Annotated in this window: 18 protein-coding genes; 5 read left to right on the top strand and 13 right to left on the bottom strand. The window is 55.9% G+C overall.

The features are described 5' to 3' along the window. Positions 1-331: 331 nt before the first annotated feature. Positions 332-1,582 (top strand): MFS transporter, encoded by a 1,251-nt coding sequence (locus tag WBY09_RS01185; RefSeq protein WP_252724015.1) that lies wholly within the window; start codon positions 332-334, stop codon positions 1,580-1,582. Positions 1,583-1,642: 60 nt separating this feature from the next. Then, entirely contained in the window at positions 1,643-2,212 is a 570-nt protein-coding gene (locus WBY09_RS01180; RefSeq protein ID WP_063086066.1) for a CHAP domain-containing protein, read from the top strand. Positions 2,213-2,775: 563 nt separating this feature from the next. On the opposite strand, the gene WBY09_RS01175 is transcribed toward WBY09_RS01180, so the two are convergent. Then, the gene (locus tag WBY09_RS01175; protein ID WP_197146388.1) at positions 2,776-3,429 is read right to left on the bottom strand and encodes a GntR family transcriptional regulator; all 654 of its coding nucleotides are present in this window, start codon (positions 3,427-3,429) and stop codon (positions 2,776-2,778) included. 128 nt (positions 3,430-3,557) lie between these two features. On the opposite strand from WBY09_RS01175, the gene WBY09_RS01170 reads away from it, so the two are divergent. After that, positions 3,558-6,044 carry a plasma-membrane proton-efflux P-type ATPase gene (locus tag WBY09_RS01170; RefSeq protein WP_252724016.1) on the top strand — a complete coding sequence of 829 codons (2,487 nt, stop codon included), beginning with the start codon at positions 3,558-3,560 and terminating at the stop codon, positions 6,042-6,044. A 72-nt stretch (positions 6,045-6,116) separates the two neighbouring features. Here WBY09_RS01170 and WBY09_RS01165 read toward each other — a convergent pair whose 3' ends face one another. From WBY09_RS01165 to WBY09_RS01120, 10 genes are all read right to left on the bottom strand, one after another. After that, entirely contained in the window at positions 6,117-6,866 is a 750-nt protein-coding gene (locus tag WBY09_RS01165) for a proteasome-type protease (protein ID WP_008888894.1), read from the bottom strand. A 15-nt stretch (positions 6,867-6,881) separates the two neighbouring features. Continuing rightward, a complete protein-coding gene (locus tag WBY09_RS01160) occupies positions 6,882-7,700 on the bottom strand; it encodes a transglutaminase family protein (protein ID WP_063086062.1) in 819 nt (272 codons plus the stop codon). Between the two features lies 1 nt (position 7,701). Continuing rightward, the gene (locus tag WBY09_RS01155; RefSeq protein ID WP_008888896.1) at positions 7,702-8,649 is read right to left on the bottom strand and encodes an alpha-E domain-containing protein; all 948 of its coding nucleotides are present in this window, start codon (positions 8,647-8,649) and stop codon (positions 7,702-7,704) included. 17 nt (positions 8,650-8,666) lie between these two features. Continuing rightward, complete coding sequence (locus WBY09_RS01150) at positions 8,667-10,070, bottom strand: circularly permuted type 2 ATP-grasp protein (protein ID WP_197146390.1); 1,404 nt, start codon at positions 10,068-10,070, stop codon at positions 8,667-8,669. A 174-nt stretch (positions 10,071-10,244) separates the two neighbouring features. After that, positions 10,245-11,006 carry a precorrin-4 C(11)-methyltransferase gene (gene cobM, locus WBY09_RS01145; RefSeq protein ID WP_197146391.1) on the bottom strand — a complete coding sequence of 254 codons (762 nt, stop codon included), beginning with the start codon at positions 11,004-11,006 and terminating at the stop codon, positions 10,245-10,247. After that, a complete protein-coding gene (gene cobJ, locus WBY09_RS01140) occupies positions 11,006-12,970 on the bottom strand; it encodes a precorrin-3B C(17)-methyltransferase (protein ID WP_336231821.1) in 1,965 nt (654 codons plus the stop codon). The genes cobM and cobJ overlap by 1 nt, the downstream gene beginning before the upstream one ends. After that, entirely contained in the window at positions 12,967-13,704 is a 738-nt protein-coding gene (cobI, locus tag WBY09_RS01135; protein WP_336231820.1) for a precorrin-2 C(20)-methyltransferase, read from the bottom strand. Before cobI ends, cobJ begins: the two co-directional genes overlap by 4 nt. Then, positions 13,701-14,954 carry a precorrin-6y C5,15-methyltransferase (decarboxylating) subunit CbiE gene (cbiE, locus tag WBY09_RS01130; RefSeq protein WP_197146394.1) on the bottom strand — a complete coding sequence of 418 codons (1,254 nt, stop codon included), beginning with the start codon at positions 14,952-14,954 and terminating at the stop codon, positions 13,701-13,703. The genes cobI and cbiE overlap by 4 nt, the downstream gene beginning before the upstream one ends. Continuing rightward, positions 14,951-15,634 (bottom strand): precorrin-8X methylmutase, encoded by a 684-nt coding sequence (locus WBY09_RS01125; protein ID WP_197146395.1) that lies wholly within the window; start codon positions 15,632-15,634, stop codon positions 14,951-14,953. The genes cbiE and WBY09_RS01125 overlap by 4 nt, the downstream gene beginning before the upstream one ends. A 33-nt stretch (positions 15,635-15,667) precedes the next feature. Further along, the gene (locus tag WBY09_RS01120) at positions 15,668-16,702 is read right to left on the bottom strand and encodes a sirohydrochlorin chelatase (RefSeq protein WP_197146396.1); all 1,035 of its coding nucleotides are present in this window, start codon (positions 16,700-16,702) and stop codon (positions 15,668-15,670) included. Positions 16,703-17,055: 353 nt separating this feature from the next. Between WBY09_RS01120 and cbiB the strand changes: the two genes are divergently transcribed. Both cbiB and WBY09_RS01110 read left to right on the top strand, forming a co-directional pair. Next, entirely contained in the window at positions 17,056-18,150 is a 1,095-nt protein-coding gene (gene cbiB / locus WBY09_RS01115; RefSeq protein WP_245227759.1) for an adenosylcobinamide-phosphate synthase CbiB, read from the top strand. Continuing rightward, on the top strand, positions 18,147-18,773 hold the full coding sequence (locus WBY09_RS01110; RefSeq protein ID WP_197146397.1) for a nucleotidyltransferase family protein: 627 nt from the start codon (positions 18,147-18,149) through the stop codon (positions 18,771-18,773). Before cbiB ends, WBY09_RS01110 begins: the two co-directional genes overlap by 4 nt. A gap of 9 nt (positions 18,774-18,782) precedes the next feature. On the opposite strand, the gene rfaE1 is transcribed toward WBY09_RS01110, so the two are convergent. Then, positions 18,783-20,255, bottom strand: a complete 1,473-nt coding sequence (gene rfaE1 / locus WBY09_RS01105) for a D-glycero-beta-D-manno-heptose-7-phosphate kinase (protein WP_197146398.1) — start codon at positions 20,253-20,255, stop codon at positions 18,783-18,785. A gap of 54 nt (positions 20,256-20,309) precedes the next feature. Beyond that, complete coding sequence (locus tag WBY09_RS01100; RefSeq protein WP_197147761.1) at positions 20,310-20,894, bottom strand: D-sedoheptulose 7-phosphate isomerase; 585 nt, start codon at positions 20,892-20,894, stop codon at positions 20,310-20,312. Between the last annotated feature and the right edge of the window lie 16 nt (positions 20,895-20,910).

Below are 20,910 nucleotides of genomic sequence, written 5' to 3'. Positions count from 1 at the left end.
TAAGGCGTTGGTTTCTTGGACGATTCTATCAGTTTTTTATAACGTGTCGGTTAAGATAGATATGTGTTGCAATCCCCGGTTTTAGAAGGCGTGCAATCTTCGATTTGTCACGAATTGGTGTCAGAACGGCACGTCTTTCGTATAATGAAACATCGGCGTGCTAGTCTGCCCGCTGGTTTCCATCAAATCCGGGCCGGTCATATCCTCTGCCACCCATATGATGACCGCAACCCCGGTTTGTGATCGCCCACCCATGATTGGAGGCCTTGTGCCCGTTCCCGACCCTGCCCCAGATCCATCCAAAGGCTCGGACCAAAACAATCCTGATTCTGTGCTCACCTCTGATCAGGATGGCGGACAAAGATCGATTTTTTCCGATCGGAATTTTGTGCTGTTTCTTGTCGGGCAATGCATCACGACACAAGGATTGTGGATTCAGAAAATCGCCATGTCGTGGCTGGCATGGTCTTTGACCGGATCGGCCTTCTGGACCGGGGTGATTGCCGCGCTTAATTTTGCCCCGGCGTTTTTCCTTGGGCCTATTTTCGGCGTGATGGCCGATCGGGTCGATTTACGGCGTACGGCCATGCTGCTTAATCTTGGGCAGGCGGCGGTATCCTTTCTTTTGATGGGATTGTCCTATGCCGACATGATGACGTTACCGTGGATGGTCGCACTTGCCGGATCGATGGGGATTCTTGGCAGTGCGATGACGCCGATCCGGTTGTCGCTGGTGCCGGTGATTGTACCGCGTGCCTTCATGAACCGCGCGGTCGCCTATGCGGCGATGAATTTCAATATCTCTCGTCTGGTCGGACCTGCGGTTGGTGGGGTGGTGATTGCCACCTGGGGCACAGGGGCGGCCTTTATGATCAACGCGATCAGTTATCTTCCGATGGTGTTTGTCATTTCGGTGGTGACCATTCACATGGAACGCGCGCCCGATGCCAAAAGCCGTCGTATCTGGACATCGCTTGTCGATGGGGCAAATTATGCGCTCAATCATCCGATGATCCGATCGGTCCTTGCGCTGTCCTGCTTTGTCTCGCTGGTCGGGACCGGCATGGTTGAACTGATGCCGGTCTTTGCCGAGGCGGTTTATGACCGCGGGGTTACGGGACTTGGCATGCTGGCATCGAGTGCGGGAATTGGGGCGGTGACATCGACCTTTATCCTGTCGCGGATTTCATCAGATGCCATTGCCTATCAAAGGGTCACGATTATTGGTGCGTTTGCCGCCGCGATTGGCATGACTGGCCTTGGTTTTGCGCCGTGGTACGAGCTTGCTGTGCCGTTGGTCGCCCTGACGGGGGGCGGTCTGACCCTTGTCGGGGTGGGATCACAAACGGCCTTGCAGCTGACGGTTGATAATCGCCTGCGGGGTCGGGTGATGAGTTTCTGGAGTGCGACCAGCTTTGGTGGCATGGCGCTGGGCGGGACGCTTCTTGGCGCGATTTCAGAGGCCGGTGACATTCAGTATACGGCGCGTGGTTCTGGCGTTTTGATCCTGTGTGCGGCCTGTGTCGGGCTTTGGCGGCTTTATCGCATCGGGGCGCTGGCGCGTTCGGGTGCATTGCGGTAAAGGATTGTTAAGGCCTGCCGACCTATGGTGGCTCATTGTGAGAGGATCGGGGATTTCCAGATGCGTTTGCTTGGTATTGTCGGACTGTGTTTGTTGCTTTCGGCGTGTTTTAGCACTGGTAATTCGGCACCACGTGCGTCCGGCCCGATGCCAAGTGACACGGTTCAGACCCTTGCCAGCGTCAATCTGCCGTCCTCACGCCTGAACAGTTTCGCCCCGACCAACAAGTTCCTGCAATGCGTGCCCTATGCCCGCGAAGTATCGGGTATCGAGATTTATGGAGATGCCTGGACATGGTGGGCGCAGGCTGGGCAGAAAAATTTCCAGCGCGGTAACCGCCCGCAAATCGGTGCCGTTCTTGCGCTTCGCAAGACATCGCGCCTGAAACTGGGCCACGTAGCGGTGGTTTCAGCCATACTTGATAGCCGCAAGATCCTTGTAAACCATGCCAATTGGGGCAGCGATTCGCGTACCCGCGGCAAGGTGCATTATCGCCAGCCGGTTGTTGATGTATCCCCCAACAATGACTGGTCCGAAGTGCGGATGATGAACACGCTTGGCACATTCGGCAGCATGTATCCAGCCCACGGCTTCATCTATCAGCCGCGCGAGACTGCAGAGGCGAACTAAGCCACTGCGCTGCTGGCGCCCCGCTGGCCAAAAACCCGCCCGACATCACGAAAGAAAAGTGGCGAAGCCCCCACGGATAGAGAGCTTCGCCAATTAAACCCGTGCGGGCGGCACGGGTTCGGGGGTTGAACCCGACAAGGCTTGCCGAAAACGCCTTTCTGGCAGAGCAGGATCACGGTGCGATGTGATTTCGAGCATCCGTTTCGATACTGATCACCCGGCACGACAGGTAATCACTGATCCCCTATGGCACGCCTTGAATTAAAATTATCTATAAAACGACGTTTTCTATGATAATTACGCCGGGATCGAGTGCTGAAATCAACTGCAAAATCGAAGGAAAGGGGTGATTCTTCGCTGAGTTCACTGCATTCCACTCTAAATTATTGATTTTAAATTATAAATATTATCTATGAAATCGCACCGTAAGTACGATAGGGATGGTTGAGACGCGCATTTTCTGTGCGTGTCGTCCTGAATCGGCGCTTTTCGTGCGTCGTTCCTTCCCTTTGGGGTCGAAAACCGGGCATACATGGCGAACATATGATTTCGGGGAAGTGTCGTCAGGCAGTGGTTTGCGGGCGTGCTGCTTTGCCGGATTTATTGCCGATCCATTTCACATGCCGGGCAAGGGTGGCGGCGGCAACATCAATCTGATTGCTTCTGAGCGCGGCAAGGATCGCGCGGTGGTCCTGATCGGTCGGGGCTTCCCATTCCATGCGAAAGCCCGAAAATAAAAATCGCGCACTGGCGGCATGCAGATCATCAATCGTCGCAAGCAACCGAGGCATGCCACAAGGTTCCAGGATGACACGGTGAAACGCCCTGTTGGCCTGTTCCCAGCCTTGGACATCAGTGGCATTTTCGCCTGCGCGATTATGGGCCTCTGCCACATCAAGAATTTCAGGTGTCAAATGCGGGGCAGCTTGGCGAAGTGCCAGAACTTCGAGGGACGCCCGCATCTCAGCAACTTCGCGTACCTCGGCAACATCAAAGCTGGCAACTCGAACACCACGCCGTGGTTCGCTGACCGCAAGGCCTTGTGCCTCCAGCCGACGAAACGCCTCGCGCACCGGAACGTGACTTGCGCCGAATTCCTCGGCGAAGTGGTCCTGGCGCAGTTTCATGCCCGGTGCGAATTCGCCCGAAATAATCCGTTCGGCCAGCGCCCGGGTAATGCGGCCCGCGACCGTGGTGTCTGTGGTGCTCTTTGTCATGTTTTATAGATAATTTGTGACAACTGATTTGTCGACCTGATTGATGTGCAACAATGTTGTGCGGTGCAATATACTCTAGAAGTATTGGAGTTTCCGGTATCGCTAATTGTGGCTCGGAGGGCACCATCATGATGGAACAGACGGCCAAGCGTGATTTTCCCGAAATTGACCGCTCATTGCTTCGCACAGATCCAAACACTGGACTTGGAACAGACGAAGCAAGGCGTCGCACCGAACAGTTCGGTGAAAACCGCCTTCGCGATGATCAAACCAGCGCGCTTAAAAAGCTTCTGTCGTTCTTTTGGGGGCCGATCCCGTGGATGATCGAAGTTGCCGCCATCCTTTCGGCTGTTGTGCAGCATTGGTCGGACTTTGCGATCATCATCGTGATGCTGTTGCTCAATGCCGGGGTCGGGTTCTGGCAAGAATTCAAGGCAGACAACGCCATTGCTGCGCTCAAACAGCGCCTTGCGCCGGATGCACGCGTGTTGCGCGATGGTGCTTGGTCGGATCTTCCGGCCCGTGAACTGGTGCCGGGTGACATTATCCGCATCAAGCTTGGCGATATCATTCCCGCCGATACCAAACTGTTGGCGGGCGACTATTTGCGTGTCGATCAGTCTGCCCTGACCGGTGAGTCGCTAGCGATTGATAAGAAAATCGGGGATGAGGTCTATTCCGGCGCCATTGCCCGGCAGGGGCAGATGACCGCAATGGTCACCGCGACAGGCATGGCGACCTATCTTGGCCGGACGGCAAGTCTGGTCAAAGGTGCTGGCAAACAATCGCATTTTCAGCGCGCGGTTCTGCGCATTGGCAACTTCCTGATCCTGATCACGTTGGGCCTGATTGCGTTGATCATGACGGTTGCCTTGCATCGTGGTGATCCGTTGATGGAAACCTTGCTGTTTGCCTTGATCCTGGCGGTGGCGGCAATTCCGGTGGCCTTGCCAGCTGTTCTTTCGGTGACACTGGCGGTCGGGGCCGAAAAACTGGCGCGGATGAAGGCGATTGTATCGCGCCTTGTCTCGATCGAGGAACTGGCCGGGATGGATATCCTGTGTTCTGACAAGACCGGGACATTGACGCAAAACCATTTAACCGTCGGAACCCCGGTCCTGATTGATGCCAAGGATGAAAGCGATCTGATCCGCACCGCCGCACTGGCATCAGAGGCCGATAGCCACGACCCGATTGATAGTGCGGTTTTTGCCATCCTTGGCAATCGCGCAAAGCTTGATGGCTATGACATCACCAGTTTCCGGCAGTTTGATCCGGTACGCAAACGGGCCGAGGCGGAGGTTACGCAGCATGGCCAGACCATCATGGTTGCCAAGGGGGCGCCGCAGGCGGTTCTGGCTTTGCTGTGTGAGGATGAGATATCGGATATCGAAAGTGTCGCCGCTTATCGTGCGGTGATGGATGCGATCAAAACCATGGCAGAGCACGGTTACCGTGCGCTTGGTGTCGCGCGCACCGATAAAGACGGCAATTGGCAGTTTCTGGGGTTGCTGCCGCTGTTTGATCCACCGCGTGAGGACGCGGCATCAACCATTGCGGAACTGCGCCACAAGGGTGTTGATATCCGCATGATCACCGGCGATCACGAGGCGATTGGCCGCGAAGTCGCCGGCCAGCTTGGATTGGGGCAAAACATCCTGCCCGCAGATGCCGTGTTTGATCGCAACAATCAGGCACTTGATCAGGTAATGATCGAGCAGGCAGATGGCTTTGCCCGCGTCTTTCCTGAACATAAATACGCGATTGTCCGCCAGTTTCAGGACCGCGGCCATATTGTCGGCATGACCGGTGACGGGGTGAATGATGCCCCTGCCCTGAAACAGGCCGATATTGGTATTGCTGTTTCAAATGCCACCGATGCGGCGCGGGCGGCGGCCGACCTTGTTCTGACCGCGCCGGGCATTTCGGTGATTACCAGCGCGATTGAAGAATCGCGGCGTATTTTCGAACGTATGGGCAGTTACGCCACTTTCCGGATTTCCGAGACGATCCGGGTTTTGTTGTTCATGACGATTTCAATTCTGGTGTTTGATTTCTACCCGGTCACGGCGGTGATGATCGTGTTGCTGGCGTTGCTTAATGATTTCCCGATCATGATGATTGCCTACGACAATGCCGAGGTTGCCGAACACCCGGTGCGATGGAACATGGGTAATACGCTCACCATGGCATCCCTTTTGGGTGCTACCGGGGTGACATCATCCTTTGCCTTGCTTTGGGTGTCGGAAACGTTGCTGCACTTGCCGCCGGAAGAAGTCCAGACACTGGTGTTCCTCAAGCTTCTGGTGGCGGGGCATCTGACGATTTATCTTACCCGGCACAAAGGATTCTTCTGGCAAAAACCCTATCCTAGCATGAAGCTGTTTCTCGCAACCGAGGTCACCCAGATCATTGGCACGCTGGCGGCTGTCTATGGCTGGTTTGTGCCACCGATTGGCTGGTACCATGCGCTGGTGGTTTGGGGATATGCGCTGTGCTGGTTTGTGGTGGCGGGCTGTATCAAGGTTTGGGTCTATCGGCTTCTGACCCATCGCCATCACAGTCATCACAGCCATCTGGCCCGGGTTGAAGGATCGCTTCATCGCCACCGATAAGATCGGCACATCCACAAACAAAAAGCCGGACCATTTGTTGGGTCCGGCTTTGGGTATTCGTGGTTATCGTGCCTATTCTGCGGCGATATCGCAATGTTCGTCGGGCATGTCGGCAAAGGCATCGCGAAGCGCGTTCGACCAGGCGTCAGACAGTGCGCGGAAGCCCCTGTCCTCGGCCTCGATCCGACGGATCTCAGAAAATTTGCAAGCGTCATCAGGCAAAACAGCCAGATCAAGTGGCATACCGACCGACAGGTTGGAGCGAAGCGTCGAATCCATCGACAGCAATACCGCTTTGACCCCGTCCTGAATTGGTGTGTCGGGCGTGATCACCCGATCAAGGATCGGTTTGCCGTATTTGTGTTCGCCGATCTGAAGGTAAGGCGTATCGGATGTGGCTTCGATGAAATTACCCGCGGCATAGACCAGAAACAGGCGTTGATCACCGCCCTTACGCTGTCCGCCAATCATGATCGACGCAGCGCTGCTTTCATGATGCTGTTCAAGGGTGTCATGGTATTTCAGCTGCACTTTCTGCATGGCTTCGCCAACCAGTTCGGCGACGCGGAACATGCTTGGTGCGCTCAGGATGCAGTTACCCGGCTCGGTTTCGGGATCGTCGATGGCCTCGTGCAAGGTGCTCATCACCGCCTGGGTAATGGCAAGGTTGCCGGCTGAAAGTGCGACAATCGCGCGTTCCCCGGGGACTTCCCAGGTGAACATCTTGCGATAACGTGAAATGTTATCAAGGCCCGCATTGGTCCGCGTGTCCGAAAGGAAAACCAGCCCTTCGTTCAGCATCAACCCGACACAGTAGGTCATCTTTTTGTAGTCCGACTATTGTTGTGACTGCGCAATGACGACTGTTACATCCAAATCTTCGTTTCCGCCACCAGTATGTACGCCCCGGATCGGGGTGGCGACCTGACCATCAAGTCCTGATCCAAGCCGGATATAACTATCCGTCGGGCAGCACTTGTTGGCCGGATCAAACCCGACCCAGCCGAACTCTGGCAGATGTAACTCCGCCCATGCATGGGATGCCTCATGCGGTTTGCCTTCATGATCGGCAAACAGATATCCCGATACATAGCGGGCCGGAATGCCAAGATGGCGTGCCGCCGAGATCAGCACATGGGCATGATCCTGGCAAACACCCTTGCCATCAGCAATCGCATCGGCAGCCGTTGTGTGCACATGGGTTGTACCCGGCGCATATTCAATGGCATCGGCGACCGCCGCGGCAAGACCGTGCGCAAGTTCCAACACCGTACCGTCCTTGGTTTTCTTTGCGACCTTGTCGGCAAGCTTGCGAATGGCGGCACTGGATTTGGTCATGGGCGTCGTGCGCAGGAATACGGCCGGAAAGGCGCGTTCCTTGTGGCCGCGCAAAACGCCTGCGGTATCAGTGGTTTCGACCTCACCGGTGACGACGATTTCAATCGCCTCGACCGGGCCGTTTGATGTCAGGGTGCTGATGATATCGCCATTGCCATCGGTAAATTCTGCACCGATGTTGCAGCCTTCGGCTGTGATCGACCATCTCAGGATCTTTTGGCCTTCGAACTCAGCGGGCGTCAGTTTGAGGCTCTGCACCGCGTGATAGGCCGGATACTCATAGCGGTAATGGGTCTTGTGTTCGACGGTCAAGCGCATCTTACTGTCCCCCAAAATGATATGCGTCAGCAATGGCAAGCGACAGGATACGGTTGCGTCCCTGGAAGTCGGTCAGGAATTCGTGCAACCCGCCTGAAAAAATCTCGTCCATGTCACTTTGCGTCAGCAAGGAATACATCTCGACCGCCTGGCGATGAACGCTGTGGCGTTGACCATAATGGCGGGCAAGCCTTTCAAGATGCTGGGTAATCTGTTCGGAACAGTGGGCAAGCGATCGCGGACTGAACGGATTAAGGATCAGGAAGTGCGCGATGCGATGTGGTGAATAATCATCACGATAGACCCAGTGGAATGCGCGGAGCGAAGATGCTGCACGCAAAACCGTTGTCCATTGATAGTTATCGACACCATCGCCGACCATGCTGGTTTCCGGCAGAAGGACATAATATTTGACGTCCAGAAGTCGTGCGGTGTTGTCTGCGCGTTCGATAAAGGTGCCCAGACGGATGAAGTCATAACCGTCATTGCGCAAGATGGTGGAATCGGTGGCCCCGCGGAACAGCGCGCCCTGCTTTTTGACCCAGTCAATGAATTCCGGCAGTTCGTTCTTCGCCAGATTGTGCATCGACGGGCGCCGCAGTTCCATCAGCGCATTATTGAGCGCCTCCCACATTTCTGCGGTAATGGCTGTACGCATGGCGCGTGCATTGGCGCGCGCATACTCAAAGCAATTGATGATCGATGAGTGGTTGTCGCGGTTAAAGATCAGGAAATTGGCGACCTCTTCCTGGCGCAACGGCGCATCGGGATCATATCCCGCGGCACATCCGGATGCAGAAAGGACAGACTCCCATTCCGACCGGTTGCCGCTTGCAGCAGCCGGCATCAGGGCCATGCGATAGCCCATTTCCATCAGGCGGGCCATGTTTTCGGCCCGTTCGACATATCTCGACAACCAGAAAAGGTTTTCGGCGGTACGACTAAGCATCTCTCAACCCTTTCCTTTTAATCGCTCATGATCCAGGTGTCCTTGACCCCGCCGCCCTGCGACGAGTTCACGACAAGTGAGCCTTCACGCAGCGCCACACGAGTCAACCCGCCCGGTGTCAGGCGCACGTCATCGCCAACAAGACAGAAGGGCCGGAAATCGACATGACGCGGCGCAACGCCGCTTTCAACGAAGGTCGGGCAGGCTGAAAGCGACAGGGTCGGTTGGGCGATGAAATCACCGGGATCGGCTTCGATCCGTTTGGCGTAGGCGGCCTGTTCTTCCTTGGTTGATGCCGGCCCGACCAGCATGCCATAGCCACCTGACCCGTGGACTTCCTTGACCACCAGTTCGCCCAGATGCTCGAGGACGTATTTCAGATCATCCGGCTTGCCGCATTTCCAGGTCGGAACGTTATTAAGGATCGGTTCCTGACCCAGATAGAAGCGGATCATGTCAGGCACATAGGTATAAACCGCCTTGTCATCGGCCACCCCGGCACCCGGGGCCGAGCAGATGGCAACACCGCCTGAGCGATACACATTCATTAGCCCGGGAATGCCCAGAACCGAGTCCGGTCTGAAGCACAGCGGATCGATATAGGCGTCATCAATGCGGCGATAAATCACATCCACCTGTGCTGGTCCGCGTGTGGTGCGCATAAAGACCCGGTCTTGGTGAACAAACAGGTCCTGACCTTCGACCAGTTCGACACCCATCTGATCGGCAAGGAAGGAATGTTCATAATAGGCACTGTTCATCGCACCCGGCGTCAGGACGACGATATTGGGGTCGCGGTCGCATTTGCGCGGTGCGATGCTTTTTAGCGTTTTCAGCAACATGTCCGGATAGCTTTCGACCGGCTCAATCCGAAGGCTTTTGAACAGATCGGGGAACATGCGCATCATGATTTCGCGGTTCTCAAGCATGTAGGACACGCCAGATGGCGTGCGGCAGTTGTCTTCGAGAACATAAAAATCGTCAGGACCGGTGCGCACGATATCGACACCCACAATGTGGCTATAGACATTGCGCGGCGGATCAATGCCGATTACGGCCGGTTCGAACGCATCGTTGCGAAACACCAGATCGGCCGGGACGATACCCGCCTTGATGATTTCAGCATTATGGTAAACGTCATAGAGAAACGCGTTCAGCGCCCGGGCACGCTGTTTGACGCCACGATCAAGCTTGCGCCATTCCTGCGATGTGAAGATACGGGGAATCAGATCAAAGGGAATAAGCCGCTCGGGATCTCCGCCCTCGCCGTAAACAGCAAATGTAATGCCGATCTTGCGGAACAGCGTTTCAGCTTCAAGGCGCTTTTGTTCGAGAACCTCGGGGCCGCTTGCTTCCATCCAGTCAACCAAGGCGCGATAAGGTTCGCGAATTTGGTCGTCAACACTCATCTCGTTGAACATGCATTCTCCCCTTTATTTCCCTTTGATTAAAGGGTGCCGGACAGGGGGCGGTCAAGGATGTTCACAGTTGAAATGACATATTTTTCAGCAAATTGCTGTTCTGCCGAAAAAATAAACTTGCTGATCAGAGGGTTTGTACAAAAAACGGGCGGACACGAAGTCCGCCCGATCAGATCATGCTTTTGCCGGGCGCAGAACGTGCGTGTGATCGGCGGCATAAAGTCTAGAGTCGGTAAAATCTTTCCGACCGAAAACCTCACCCACCATGATCAGCGCCGTGCGCGTGATACCACTGCCTTTGACCTTGGCCCGGATATCGCCAAGGGTGCCAAAAATGAATTGCTGGTCGGGCCAGGTCACGCGATAGGCAATCACAACCGGGCAGTCTTCGCCGTAATGCGGGGTCAGATCACGCACCACGTTGGCCAGATTGTTGATCGACAGATGCACGGCCAGCGTCGCACGCGACTTGCCAAGTTCAGCAAGGCTCTCGCCGTCCGGCATGCTGGACGACCGCATGGCGGTTCGGGTCAGGATCACGGTCTGCGAAATATCGGGCAGGGTCAATTCCGCGCCAATTTCAGCAGCCGTCGCTGCGTAGGCCGAAACGCCCGGCGTGATGTCATAGGGAATCTCAAGATCATCAAGACGGCGGATCTGTTCGGCAATCGCGCCATAAATTGACGGATCACCGGAATGCACGCGGGCAACATCCTGTCCCTTGGCGTGGGCGGCTTCGATCTCGGCCATGATTTCATCAAGGTTCATCGGGGCGGTATCTACTACATGCGCGCCTTCCGGGGCCGCAGTCACGATTTCTTCGGGCACCAGCGATCCGGCATAAAGGCAGACCGGGCATTTTTCGATCAGGCGCAGGCCGCGCACAGTGATCAGGTCCGGGGCGCCAGGACCGGCGCCAATGAAATGAACAGTCATTATTCTGCCCCGCCTTTCTTGGAAGTGTCGTTTTTGGAAGTGTCAGTGCTGCTGTGAAAAGATGTGCTTAGAACTGGGGCCTTTGCCGCATCCGGGCCCTTTTTGGCGTAGCCGCGCGGGGTATAGACCCATTCGTTCTCGCCGCGGGTGATGTGGCGGCTATTGCTTGATCCGACCAGAACCGTGGTCAGCATATCAACCATGTCGACTTCTAGTTTCGAAAGTGGAACGACTGTGATTTCCTCATCCGGGCGGCCAAGCTGACGGCCCAGAACCACCGGGGTGTTTTCATTGCGGTGTTCAAGCAGGATATCACGCGCCTTGGCCAGAAGATCGCGGCGGCGTTTGGAAACCGGGTTATAGAACGCAATCACGAAATCGCCTTCGGCTGCTGATTTCAGACGGCGCAGGATGTCTTCGCGCGGTGTCAAAAGGTCAGAAAGCGAAATCGCACAGAAATCATGACCAAGTGGCGCGCCAATGCGTGATGCCGCCGCCTGAAGCGCGGAAATACCGGGTGATACCTGAACCGCGACCCGGTTCCAGTCCGCACGATCTTCACGATCCAACAGCTCAAACACCAGCGTTGCCAGCGCATAGATGCCGGCATCCCCCGACCCGATCAGGGCAACGTCCTTACCGGTCGCGGCCAGTTCAAGCGCGTGGCGCGCACGGGCTTCTTCGGCGCCAAGATCGGAATGATGGCAATCCTTGCCGTCAATCAGCGGGCCAAGCAGATCAAGATACATCTGATAGCCGACGATATCGGTTGCGCGACCGATCAGGGCGGTTGCCTCGGGGCTGCGCCAGCCGATCTGGCCCGGACCGATGCCAACAATCGAAAGCCTGCCCTGCGCAGTGCCGACTTTCTCGGGGATGATGTCATCCTGTGAAAGGGCGACGGCACAGGTGGATTTTTTGGTTTTGTGTTTGGGAACAATCAGCTTGCCGTTCGGACCGACCGTGGCCAGTGCTGCACCCTCGGCGACACCATGGCAGCCGGTCTCGGCAAATACGACGTCTGATGGTGTTACCAGACGGTCTGCCTCGGCCTCAAGGGTTTGGGCATCAAAGAACCGGGCCGGAACGCCCAGACGTTTGGCAAGTTCGTGGACTGCGGCCTCATCGGCCTTCAGATCGATCGAGGCCACGCAGGCAATCGCCTTCGGGCTCAGGCACTGACCAGCCAGTGTTTCCATCACCAGATCATACAGATCATCGGCCGGGCAGCCGCGCTCACAGCCGACACCAAGTGCCAGGACCGGCGGGTGATAGGTGATCGCGGTTTCAGCGCCATCGCTGATCGTATCTTCATTGGCACCCTCGCGGGCGGTGGCGGTGATCAGGATGCTGCCATCTTCGGACTGGGCAATAGCACTATTGGTCAACCACGCAGCCGAGCCTGCCTCAACCTCAATCCGGGCAGAGGCACCAGCCAAAAGGGCCGCTGTGGCGGGTTTGACGGTTTCGGGCGTGCCAAGTGTCCAGCCAACTGGCGGCTCATCAAGCGCAAGGCCCAGCATCGCATCGCCCGGCGTGGTGATAGCGGCATTGCCACCAAGACGATCAGCCAGATCGCGCGCCAGTCGGTTCCCACCATGATGCCCGCCCAAAAGCGGGATGAAGTTATCACCGGCTTCGTCAACGGCAAGCACGGCGGCGTCCTGCCATTTACCCGCCAAAAGCGGTGCGAGTGCGCGGATCAGAATGCCTGACGCGCAGACACCAATGATGACATGATCGGATGAAAAGGTTTGTTGCAGATGCGCAATGGTATCATCAAAGGCGACATCAACATCCTTGACCGACACGCGTGTGCGCAGGCCATGCACCGATGCACCCTGCAGGCTGGATGCAATTTTACGTGCGGTCGGAAGGGCGCGCTGTGTCAGGCAGATGACCGCAATCGGGGCAATTGGTGCAGTCGGCAATGCGGTTTTATTCTGGGTGTTCTGGGCGGTCATCGCCATGCGTCTCCGCGACGGTGGATCAGGATCATGGAAAAATACGGTGCCTTGGCGTTGGCTGGCAAATCGCCCAGCGGGACCATTTTTTGGGTCTCAAGCGTCGCACGTTCGATATAGCGCGCCCGATCCGTCAGGCCGAGTTCGTTGATCACACCGCGAACCTTGGCGAAATGACGACCAAGCTTGATGATGGCGGCCGCATCGGTTTTGGCCAGCTGTTCGCGCAGGCGGTCGGCATCAAGCGGTCCCGGGATGACTTGCAACACGTCGTTTTTCGCGGCCAATGGTGCTCCAAGCTGGGCGGCGCAGGCCATCATTGAGCTGACACCGGGAACGGTTTTGACTGGGTGGCCTGCCTCGGCCAAACGGCCAAACAGATACATGAAGCTGCCATAAAAGAACGGGTCACCCTCGCACAGAACGGCAACGGTTTTGCCATCTGCCAGATGCTTGCCGATTTCGATGGCAGCCGCGTCATAGATCGGATCGGCCGGTTTGCCCATTTCAATGCGAATGGCGATTTCAATCCGACCTTCTGGGATGTGTGGATCAACGATCTGACGTGCCAGGCTGACGCCATCTTCAAGGGCGGGATAGGCGATCACATCGGCCTTTTGCAGGATGTTATAGGCCTTAAGCGTGATCAAGTCAGGCTCGCCCGGTCCAATGCCAAGGCCATAGGCCGTTCCGGCAACCGGAAGGCTATCGCTTGCGGGAAATTCCGCACTCATGCTTTTACTCCGAGGTAATGGGTGACCGGGGCAAGGTTGCTCCAGCCCTTGAAGCTGCCGCGCGGCACCAGTCGTGAAATCGACAGGCGCGACAAGCTGCCACCGTTTTTATTGTAAAACCGTAATAATTTTTCTTCGCCTTCAAGCGTCACCGTGTTGGCGACCAGCCGCCCGTGCGGCGGCAACAGATTCCAGCAGCTTTCAAGCAACCCATCAATCGTAATGCCCCCGCCGATGAAAATCGCATCGGGTTTAGGTAGGCGATCGGCGAAACTCAGTGCTTCTTCAATGGATTTCTGTTCAATCGCAAGGGTCGGGACGCCAAGTCGAATGGCATTCTTTTTGATCATCGCGCAGCGTTCGCCGTCGCGTTCAATCGCAACAGCCCGACCGCCCATGCGTTTCCATTCAATCGAAATCGACCCGCACCCGGCACCCAGATCCCACAAAACACCGCCGTCAAACGGCGCCAGGGATGACAGCGTCTGCGTGCGGATTTCCGATTTTGTGATCATGCCATCATGGATAAAGGCATCATCGGGCAGTCCCGGTCCCTTGGGCAGCGGTTTGGCGTTTGGCCCGGCTTCAAGATCGATCATGATCAGATTAAGCGGGTCGACCGATTTGATATCGGGCATCGAGGTGGCGGTGGATTGCCAGGTGCGCGCGGTTTGTGTGGTAATGCGCTCTTCGGGGCCGCCAAGCCGCTCGCAAACCGACATGCGGCTTTGATCAAAACCTGCCTCGCACAGCATGACGGCGACAAGGGCTGGGGTCGAGCCGTCTGCACTGAGTGCGATCAGTTTGCCATGCGGGCGCAAATGGGCGCGCAATGTTTCCGGATCACGGCCATGCAGTGTAATCACATCACACTCGGCCAGTGGCCAGCCAAGTCTCGATGCGGCCAGAGAAATGCTTGATGGCGCCGGGATTGCATATATTGGTTCGGGTCCGAAATATTTAATCAGCGTGTTGCCCACACCAAAATACATCGGATCACCGCTGGCCAGCACGACCGGGTTCTGATCAATGCAATCTTCGATCAGCGGCAGGTTGGCCTCAAACGGCGTAATCCATTTGTTCTGGGTTGCGGTGTTGGAACCGGGCAGCATGGCGATATGGCGTGTACCGCCAAAAATGATGCTGGCATTTTCAAGGATGCTGCGTGCGATTGGTGACAGGCCGTCATAACCATCTTCACCAATGCCAATGACCGTGATCCGTCCCTTGATCGGTGCCTGTTCGTTCATGATGCACCCCCGGATTTGCGGTCAAAGGTTCCATCAGGTGTCGTTTCGTCATCGCGCGCCAGACGCGCTAGGGCGTTGATCGTGGCGGCCGTTACCGCACTGCCGCCAAATCGACCGCGCAGCGTGACAAAGGGAATGCCATTGGCATGTTTAATCAGGGCATCCTTGCTTTCAGCCGCCCCGACAAAGCCGACTGGCATGCCGACAATGGCCGCTGGCTTATTCAATCGTCCGTCATGGATCGCTTCAAGCAAATGGAAAAGGGCGGTTGGCGCATTGCCGATGGCAATTATTGCGCCTTCGATATGATCGGCCCAGGCTTCAACCGCGGCGGCAGATCGTGTGGTTTCCATTCGGGCGGCAAGATCGTGGGTACTGCCATCATTGAGCGTGCAAAGAACCGGGTTCTGATTGGGCAGAAGCCGGGAAATGATGCCATGACGGACCATTTCCGCATCACACAGGATCGGTTTTCCGCGACTTAATGCCGCTGTGGCAGCATTCACCACATTACCGCCAAAGGCGATCTGATCGGCCATTTCGACCATGCCGCAGGCATGAATGATACGAATGGCAACCGGCCGCTCAGCGTCTGAAAAGCGCGCAAGGTTCGCCTCGGCCTCAATGGTGGCAAAGCTTTTGGCATAGATTTCCTGCGGGTCACGCAGATAGTCAAACATTGCCGCGCCTTTCAGAGGATGGGGGTCGACCGGTCAGGAACCGGTCGATTTCTTCGCGTCGTCGTGATCATGGGAATGGCTGTGCCCGTGATCATGGCTGTGGCCATGGCTATGACCGTGATCATGGTTGTGGTGATGCCCGTGGCCGTGACCATGGTGGTGATGGCCATGATCATGGCTGTGTCCATCGGTGCCAATGCCCATCACATGGTGATGGTGTCCGACCTGTGGGGTTCCGACATCGCCTTCATAACCGATGATCTGCTCACGATACTTGCACAGCTGGCAGTTCATGTTGTTGTCGCCGTTATCAATCTCGGTCAGACGTTCGGCAAAGCTTTCAAGAACCATCGGGTGGTCCTTGAGGTAGCCTGCCTTGATAAACTCGACATCACCAAATTCCGCCGCGACTTCGTCGGTATGGCTATAGATGCGGTCAATCAAAATGCCGGCAAACAGGAAGTACGGGAAAACGACAACGCGCTTGTATCCCAGTTTCATCGCTTCGCGCAGGCCCGCATTGACGCGCGGATGCGCAACACCGGAATAGCTGATTTCGGTACGGCCAAAGCCCATGCCTTCCTGAAGCATACGGGCAACCTTATAGACATTGGAATTGGCGTCCGGGTCATTGGTGCCGCGCCCGACTACCATCAACAGGGTGTCTTTGCGATCTACGCTGTCATCAGCCCCTGCAAGGGCTTCTTCGATACGTTCCTTTGCCGCCATCAGAAGCTTGGGATCAATGGCAAGATCGCGGCCGAAAAGCACTTCGATATCGGGATTTTCATGGGCGAAATTGTTCACTTCGCTCGGCAGGTCGTTTTTGACGTGACCGGCGGCAAACAGCATACCTGGAAGGGCGTAGATTTTCTTGTGGCCCATGGCTTTGAGCTTTTCAAAACCATCACGCAGGATCGGGTGGGCAAATTCGAGAAAGCCGCTTTCGACATCGTAGTCGGCCAGATGGGTCTGTTTCATAGCTTCAACCATGGCGTTGAACTGTGAAACCGCGCGTTCGTCGCGCGAACCATGACCGCAAATCATTACTGCGCCTTTGGGGGACATAAAAGGCTGCTCCTTTGTCTCTCTTTGATGGTGTTCTTCACATGACATTGTTGCCATGCGGTACCCGATGCCACCCCCGTTTTCACCGATTGGCTTGCGGAATGCAAGCGGCAGCTACGCCAACAGGGTGCACAAGGGGCTTGGGTGATGAAAATACTACTTATTGTGGGCCGGTTATGGTCTGGTATCGAATATGTTGTGGGCGGGCTCTGTCCTTCGGTTCTGGCGGGTGATCAGGTTGCGGTGTTTTGCGTTACGCACTGCCGGGCAAACAGGATTGACCAACATAAGTTATGATAAAATATAAATTCGTATGAAATTTCTTTATCAAAGCGAAAACCCGATGGCAAATTGTGCGGTATCAATTTGGTTCGCGCATTCACCATGTCATTCTGATTGACGGGTTGGCGATCACCGCGCACATTGCCGCGATGGAACCGACATTCACCGATTTTCTGATCCCGGAACCTGCGTTTTTCGGGCCGCTTTTTTCAATGCTGGTGCTGGCACTGCTGCTGGATGCGGTGTTTGGTGACTTCCCGTGGCTGTTTAGCCGGATCGGGCACCCGGTGGTGTGGATTGGCAATCTGATTGCGTGGTTCGAAAAGCGCCTGAACCGCACAGATCGCAGTAACCCGGACCGCCTTTTGCGCGGTGCTATGACCAGTCTGATGGTGATTGTGGTCGCCGCGGCTTTCGGTGGTGCTGTGCAGTTTGTCTCATCACTTGGCGACGTTTTCAGAGCGCCCGAAGTCCTTTTGGTGGCGGTTCTGATTGCTCAAAAAGGCCTTTATCAACACGTAAAGGCCGTTTCAAACGCGCTTAAGAAAGAGGGCATCGCTGGTGGCCGCAAGGCAGTTTCGATGATCGTCGGGCGCAACCCCGAAACGCTTGATGAAGCAGGCGTCAGCCGGGCAGCCATCGAAAGCTGTGCTGAAAACTTTTCTGACGGGGTGGTCGCCCCACTGTTCTGGTATGTAGTTGGCGGGCCGATTGGCATTTGTGCCTACAAGGCGATCAACACACTTGATTCGATGATTGGTCATCGCAACGAACGCTATCTTTATTTCGGCAGGTTCGCCGCGCGACTTGACGATGTGGCGAACTTTATCCCCGCACGGATTGCTGGCGGTGTGATTTGCCTTGCCGCCGTAATCGGTAAGAAAACAAGTGGCAAAGCTGCCTGGCAGACCATGGTGTCGGATGCGAAAAAGCACAAATCGCCCAATGCCGGTTGGCAGGAAGCAGCCTTCGCTGGCGCGCTTGAAATCGCCCTTGCCGGGCCGCGCCAGTATGGCAGTGAAATGGTTGATGATCCTTATATTGGCAACGGTCGTTCCGATCTGACCGCTGTTGATATCGACCGCGCGCTGAGACTTTTCACGACCTCATGCCTGATCAATGCGGCATGGCCGATTGTTCTTAAAGTTCTTTGGGTCGGGCTATGAGTGCCGGGCAGCGTGCCAATGATATTCCGTTGGGCCGCGAATTTCTTGAACTTGTCCTGCAAAACCGCACCAACCAAATCATTCTCAACCGGTTTTCAGCATTCGGGATTAAAGACTGGTGGCTGACCGCCGGATGCCTTGCGCAGACGATCTGGAACATCAAGGCCAATCGCGCCCCGGGTTCCGATATTGCCGACTATGATCTTTTTTATTTCGATCCCGATACGTCATGGCAGGCGGAAGATCAAGTTATTGTCCAAGGTGCTGAACTGTTTGCTGATATCCCGGTTTCCGTTGAAATCCGCAATCAGGCGCGTGTACCGATCTGGTATCTGGAAAAATTCGGTGTACCTTACGGTACTGTGACTGCTGCCAGTGATGGCATTGATCGCTTTGCCTACCAGACAACTGCCATTGGCGTGCGCAAGGATGCGGGCAAAAGCGGAATAGATGCCTATCGCATTTATGGGCCGTTTGGCCTTGCTGCTGTCATGGAAGGTCGGGTGATCCCGAACGCGGTTTTACCGGTCAAAGAGGTCTATGAGGTCAAGGTTGGGCGTTGGCAAAAGACATGGCCGGATCTGGTGATTGCGCCTTGGCCGGAAAAAGAAAGTCCGCTTTAATTCAGACGCTTAGTGGTTGCCCTTGTTCATCCGTGCGATGGTCGATGTGGTGGAAAAGCCATCTTCAAGGTTGGCCAGAACCACCTTGCCGCCATAGCCATGGACGATTTCGGCCCCGACTACCTTGTCGATGGTGTAATCCGCCCCCTTGACCAGAATGTCCGGTTTGATCGCCTTGATCAGTTCAATCGGGGTGTCTTCGCCAAAAATCACCACGCCACTAACGGTTTCAAGCGACCCTAACACGGCTGCACGTGCGGCCTCGGACTGGACCGGGCGGGCTTCGCCCTTAAGGCGTTTGACAGATGCATCGGAATTCAGTCCGACAATAAGCCGGTCACAATTTGCCCGTGCCTGTTTGAGCAGGCTGAGGTGGCCTGGATGCAACAGATCAAAACAACCATTGGTGAAACCGACCGTGTATCCCTTGCGCCGCCAGCGTTCTGCGCGATCGACCATGCGGTCAAGCGGCATCAGTTTGGCTTCACCGATCATCAAATCATGATGATGCAGGGTGGAAATCAGCTCGTCCGGATAAACAACCGCAGTCCCGATCTTGCCAACCACGATCCCGGCGGCAACATTGGCAATGCGTGCCGCGTCAGCCAAGCTGGATCCCGCTGCAACGGCGGATGCGAGGCAGGCGACAACCGTATCTCCGGCACCCGAAACGTCGAATACTTCGCGGGCTTCGGTTGGCAGATGCAAAGCCTCGCCATCCTTGGTGACAAGCGTCATGCCATCCTGACTGCGGGTAAGCAGGACATTCTCGACCCCGCATTCGGTAATGATCTTGGCCGCGGCGGCGATGGCATCTTCGTCGCTGTTTATGGCAATGCCGGTTGCCGCTTCGGCCTCTGCGCGGTTCGGCGTCACCACCGTGGCACCACGATAGATGCTGTAATCATTGCCCTTTGGATCGACGATGACGGGTTTTCCGGCTGCGCGTGCGGCCTTGATCGCGGCTGCAACGACATCGGCATGCAAGACACCCTTGCCATAGTCAGACAGAATGATCGCTGCAACATCCCCTGCCAGCTGACCTGCGAGTGTCGAAAGATTGCTAATCGATGCTGGTGCAATGGCGCTGGTGGTTTCATTGTCAGATCGCAACAATTGCTGCCCGCCCGCGATATAGCGGGTTTTGATCGTTGTCGGACGGTTGCGCTCGGTCTGGATATAGGGCTCAACACCCTTGTCAGCGGCGACATATTCCATAACTTCGCGGCCGGGCAGATCATCGCCAACAAGCGACAGGAACTGAACCGATGCGCCCAGGGCTGTTGCGTTGCGCGTGACGTTACCGGCACCCCCAAGCATGGCGCTTTCGCGCTCAACCCGGATGACGGGGATAGGCGCCTCTGGCGAGATGCGGGTGACCGAACCATAGACAAACCGGTCAAGCATGACATCGCCAATGCAAAGGACTTTGGCATCGATCAGTTGTTCAACCTGTCGGGCCAGATGGCTAAGATCGGTCATGGTCGCAATTCTTTATGCTGTCAGAGTATTCAGGCGGATTTTCTGGGCCGCCGGTTATTTCTTCGTCAGGCCGAGCGTATGTTCAAGCGCACCGACCAGCATCTGGCCAATTTGGATATGCATTTCCTGGATGCGGGCTGTGGTGTTGCTCGGCACGATCATCAGTGGATCACACAGATCAACCATGTCACCACCGGTCTTGCCAGTCCAGCCGGTCGCAATCAGGCCCATTTCCTTGGCCTTGGCCAGACCGAGATTTACGTTCTTGCTGCTGCCGGATGTTGAGATGCCAATCGCAACGTCATCCGGATTGCCAAGCGCCTCGATCTGGCGTGAAAACAGGTGATCAAACCCGAAATCGTTGCCGATCGCGGTCAAGGCCGAGCTGTCAGTGGTCAGCGCAATCGCCGGAAGCGCCCGACGATCATTGATGTAGCGAACCGTGAATTCGGTTGCGATATGCTGCGCGTCCGCGGCCGACCCGCCATTGCCGAAAAACAGCAGCTTGTTGCCGTCATTTAGGGCGTCGGTGCAAATCTCGACCAGTTCGATAAAGGCATCGCGGGTGGCCTCACGGGTCTTGTTGACCAGATCAAGATGCTCGTCAAACTCGGCATCGAAAAAGGCTTTGATATCCATCACGCGTCCAAATCCA

The sequence above is a fragment of the Thalassospira sp. CH_XMU1458 genome, from assembly GCF_037027205.1.
GTDB lineage: Bacteria > Pseudomonadota > Alphaproteobacteria > Rhodospirillales > Thalassospiraceae > Thalassospira > Thalassospira tepidiphila.
Note: the sequence above shows the minus strand (reverse complement) of the source record. Positions and strands in the feature narration are given on the sequence as shown.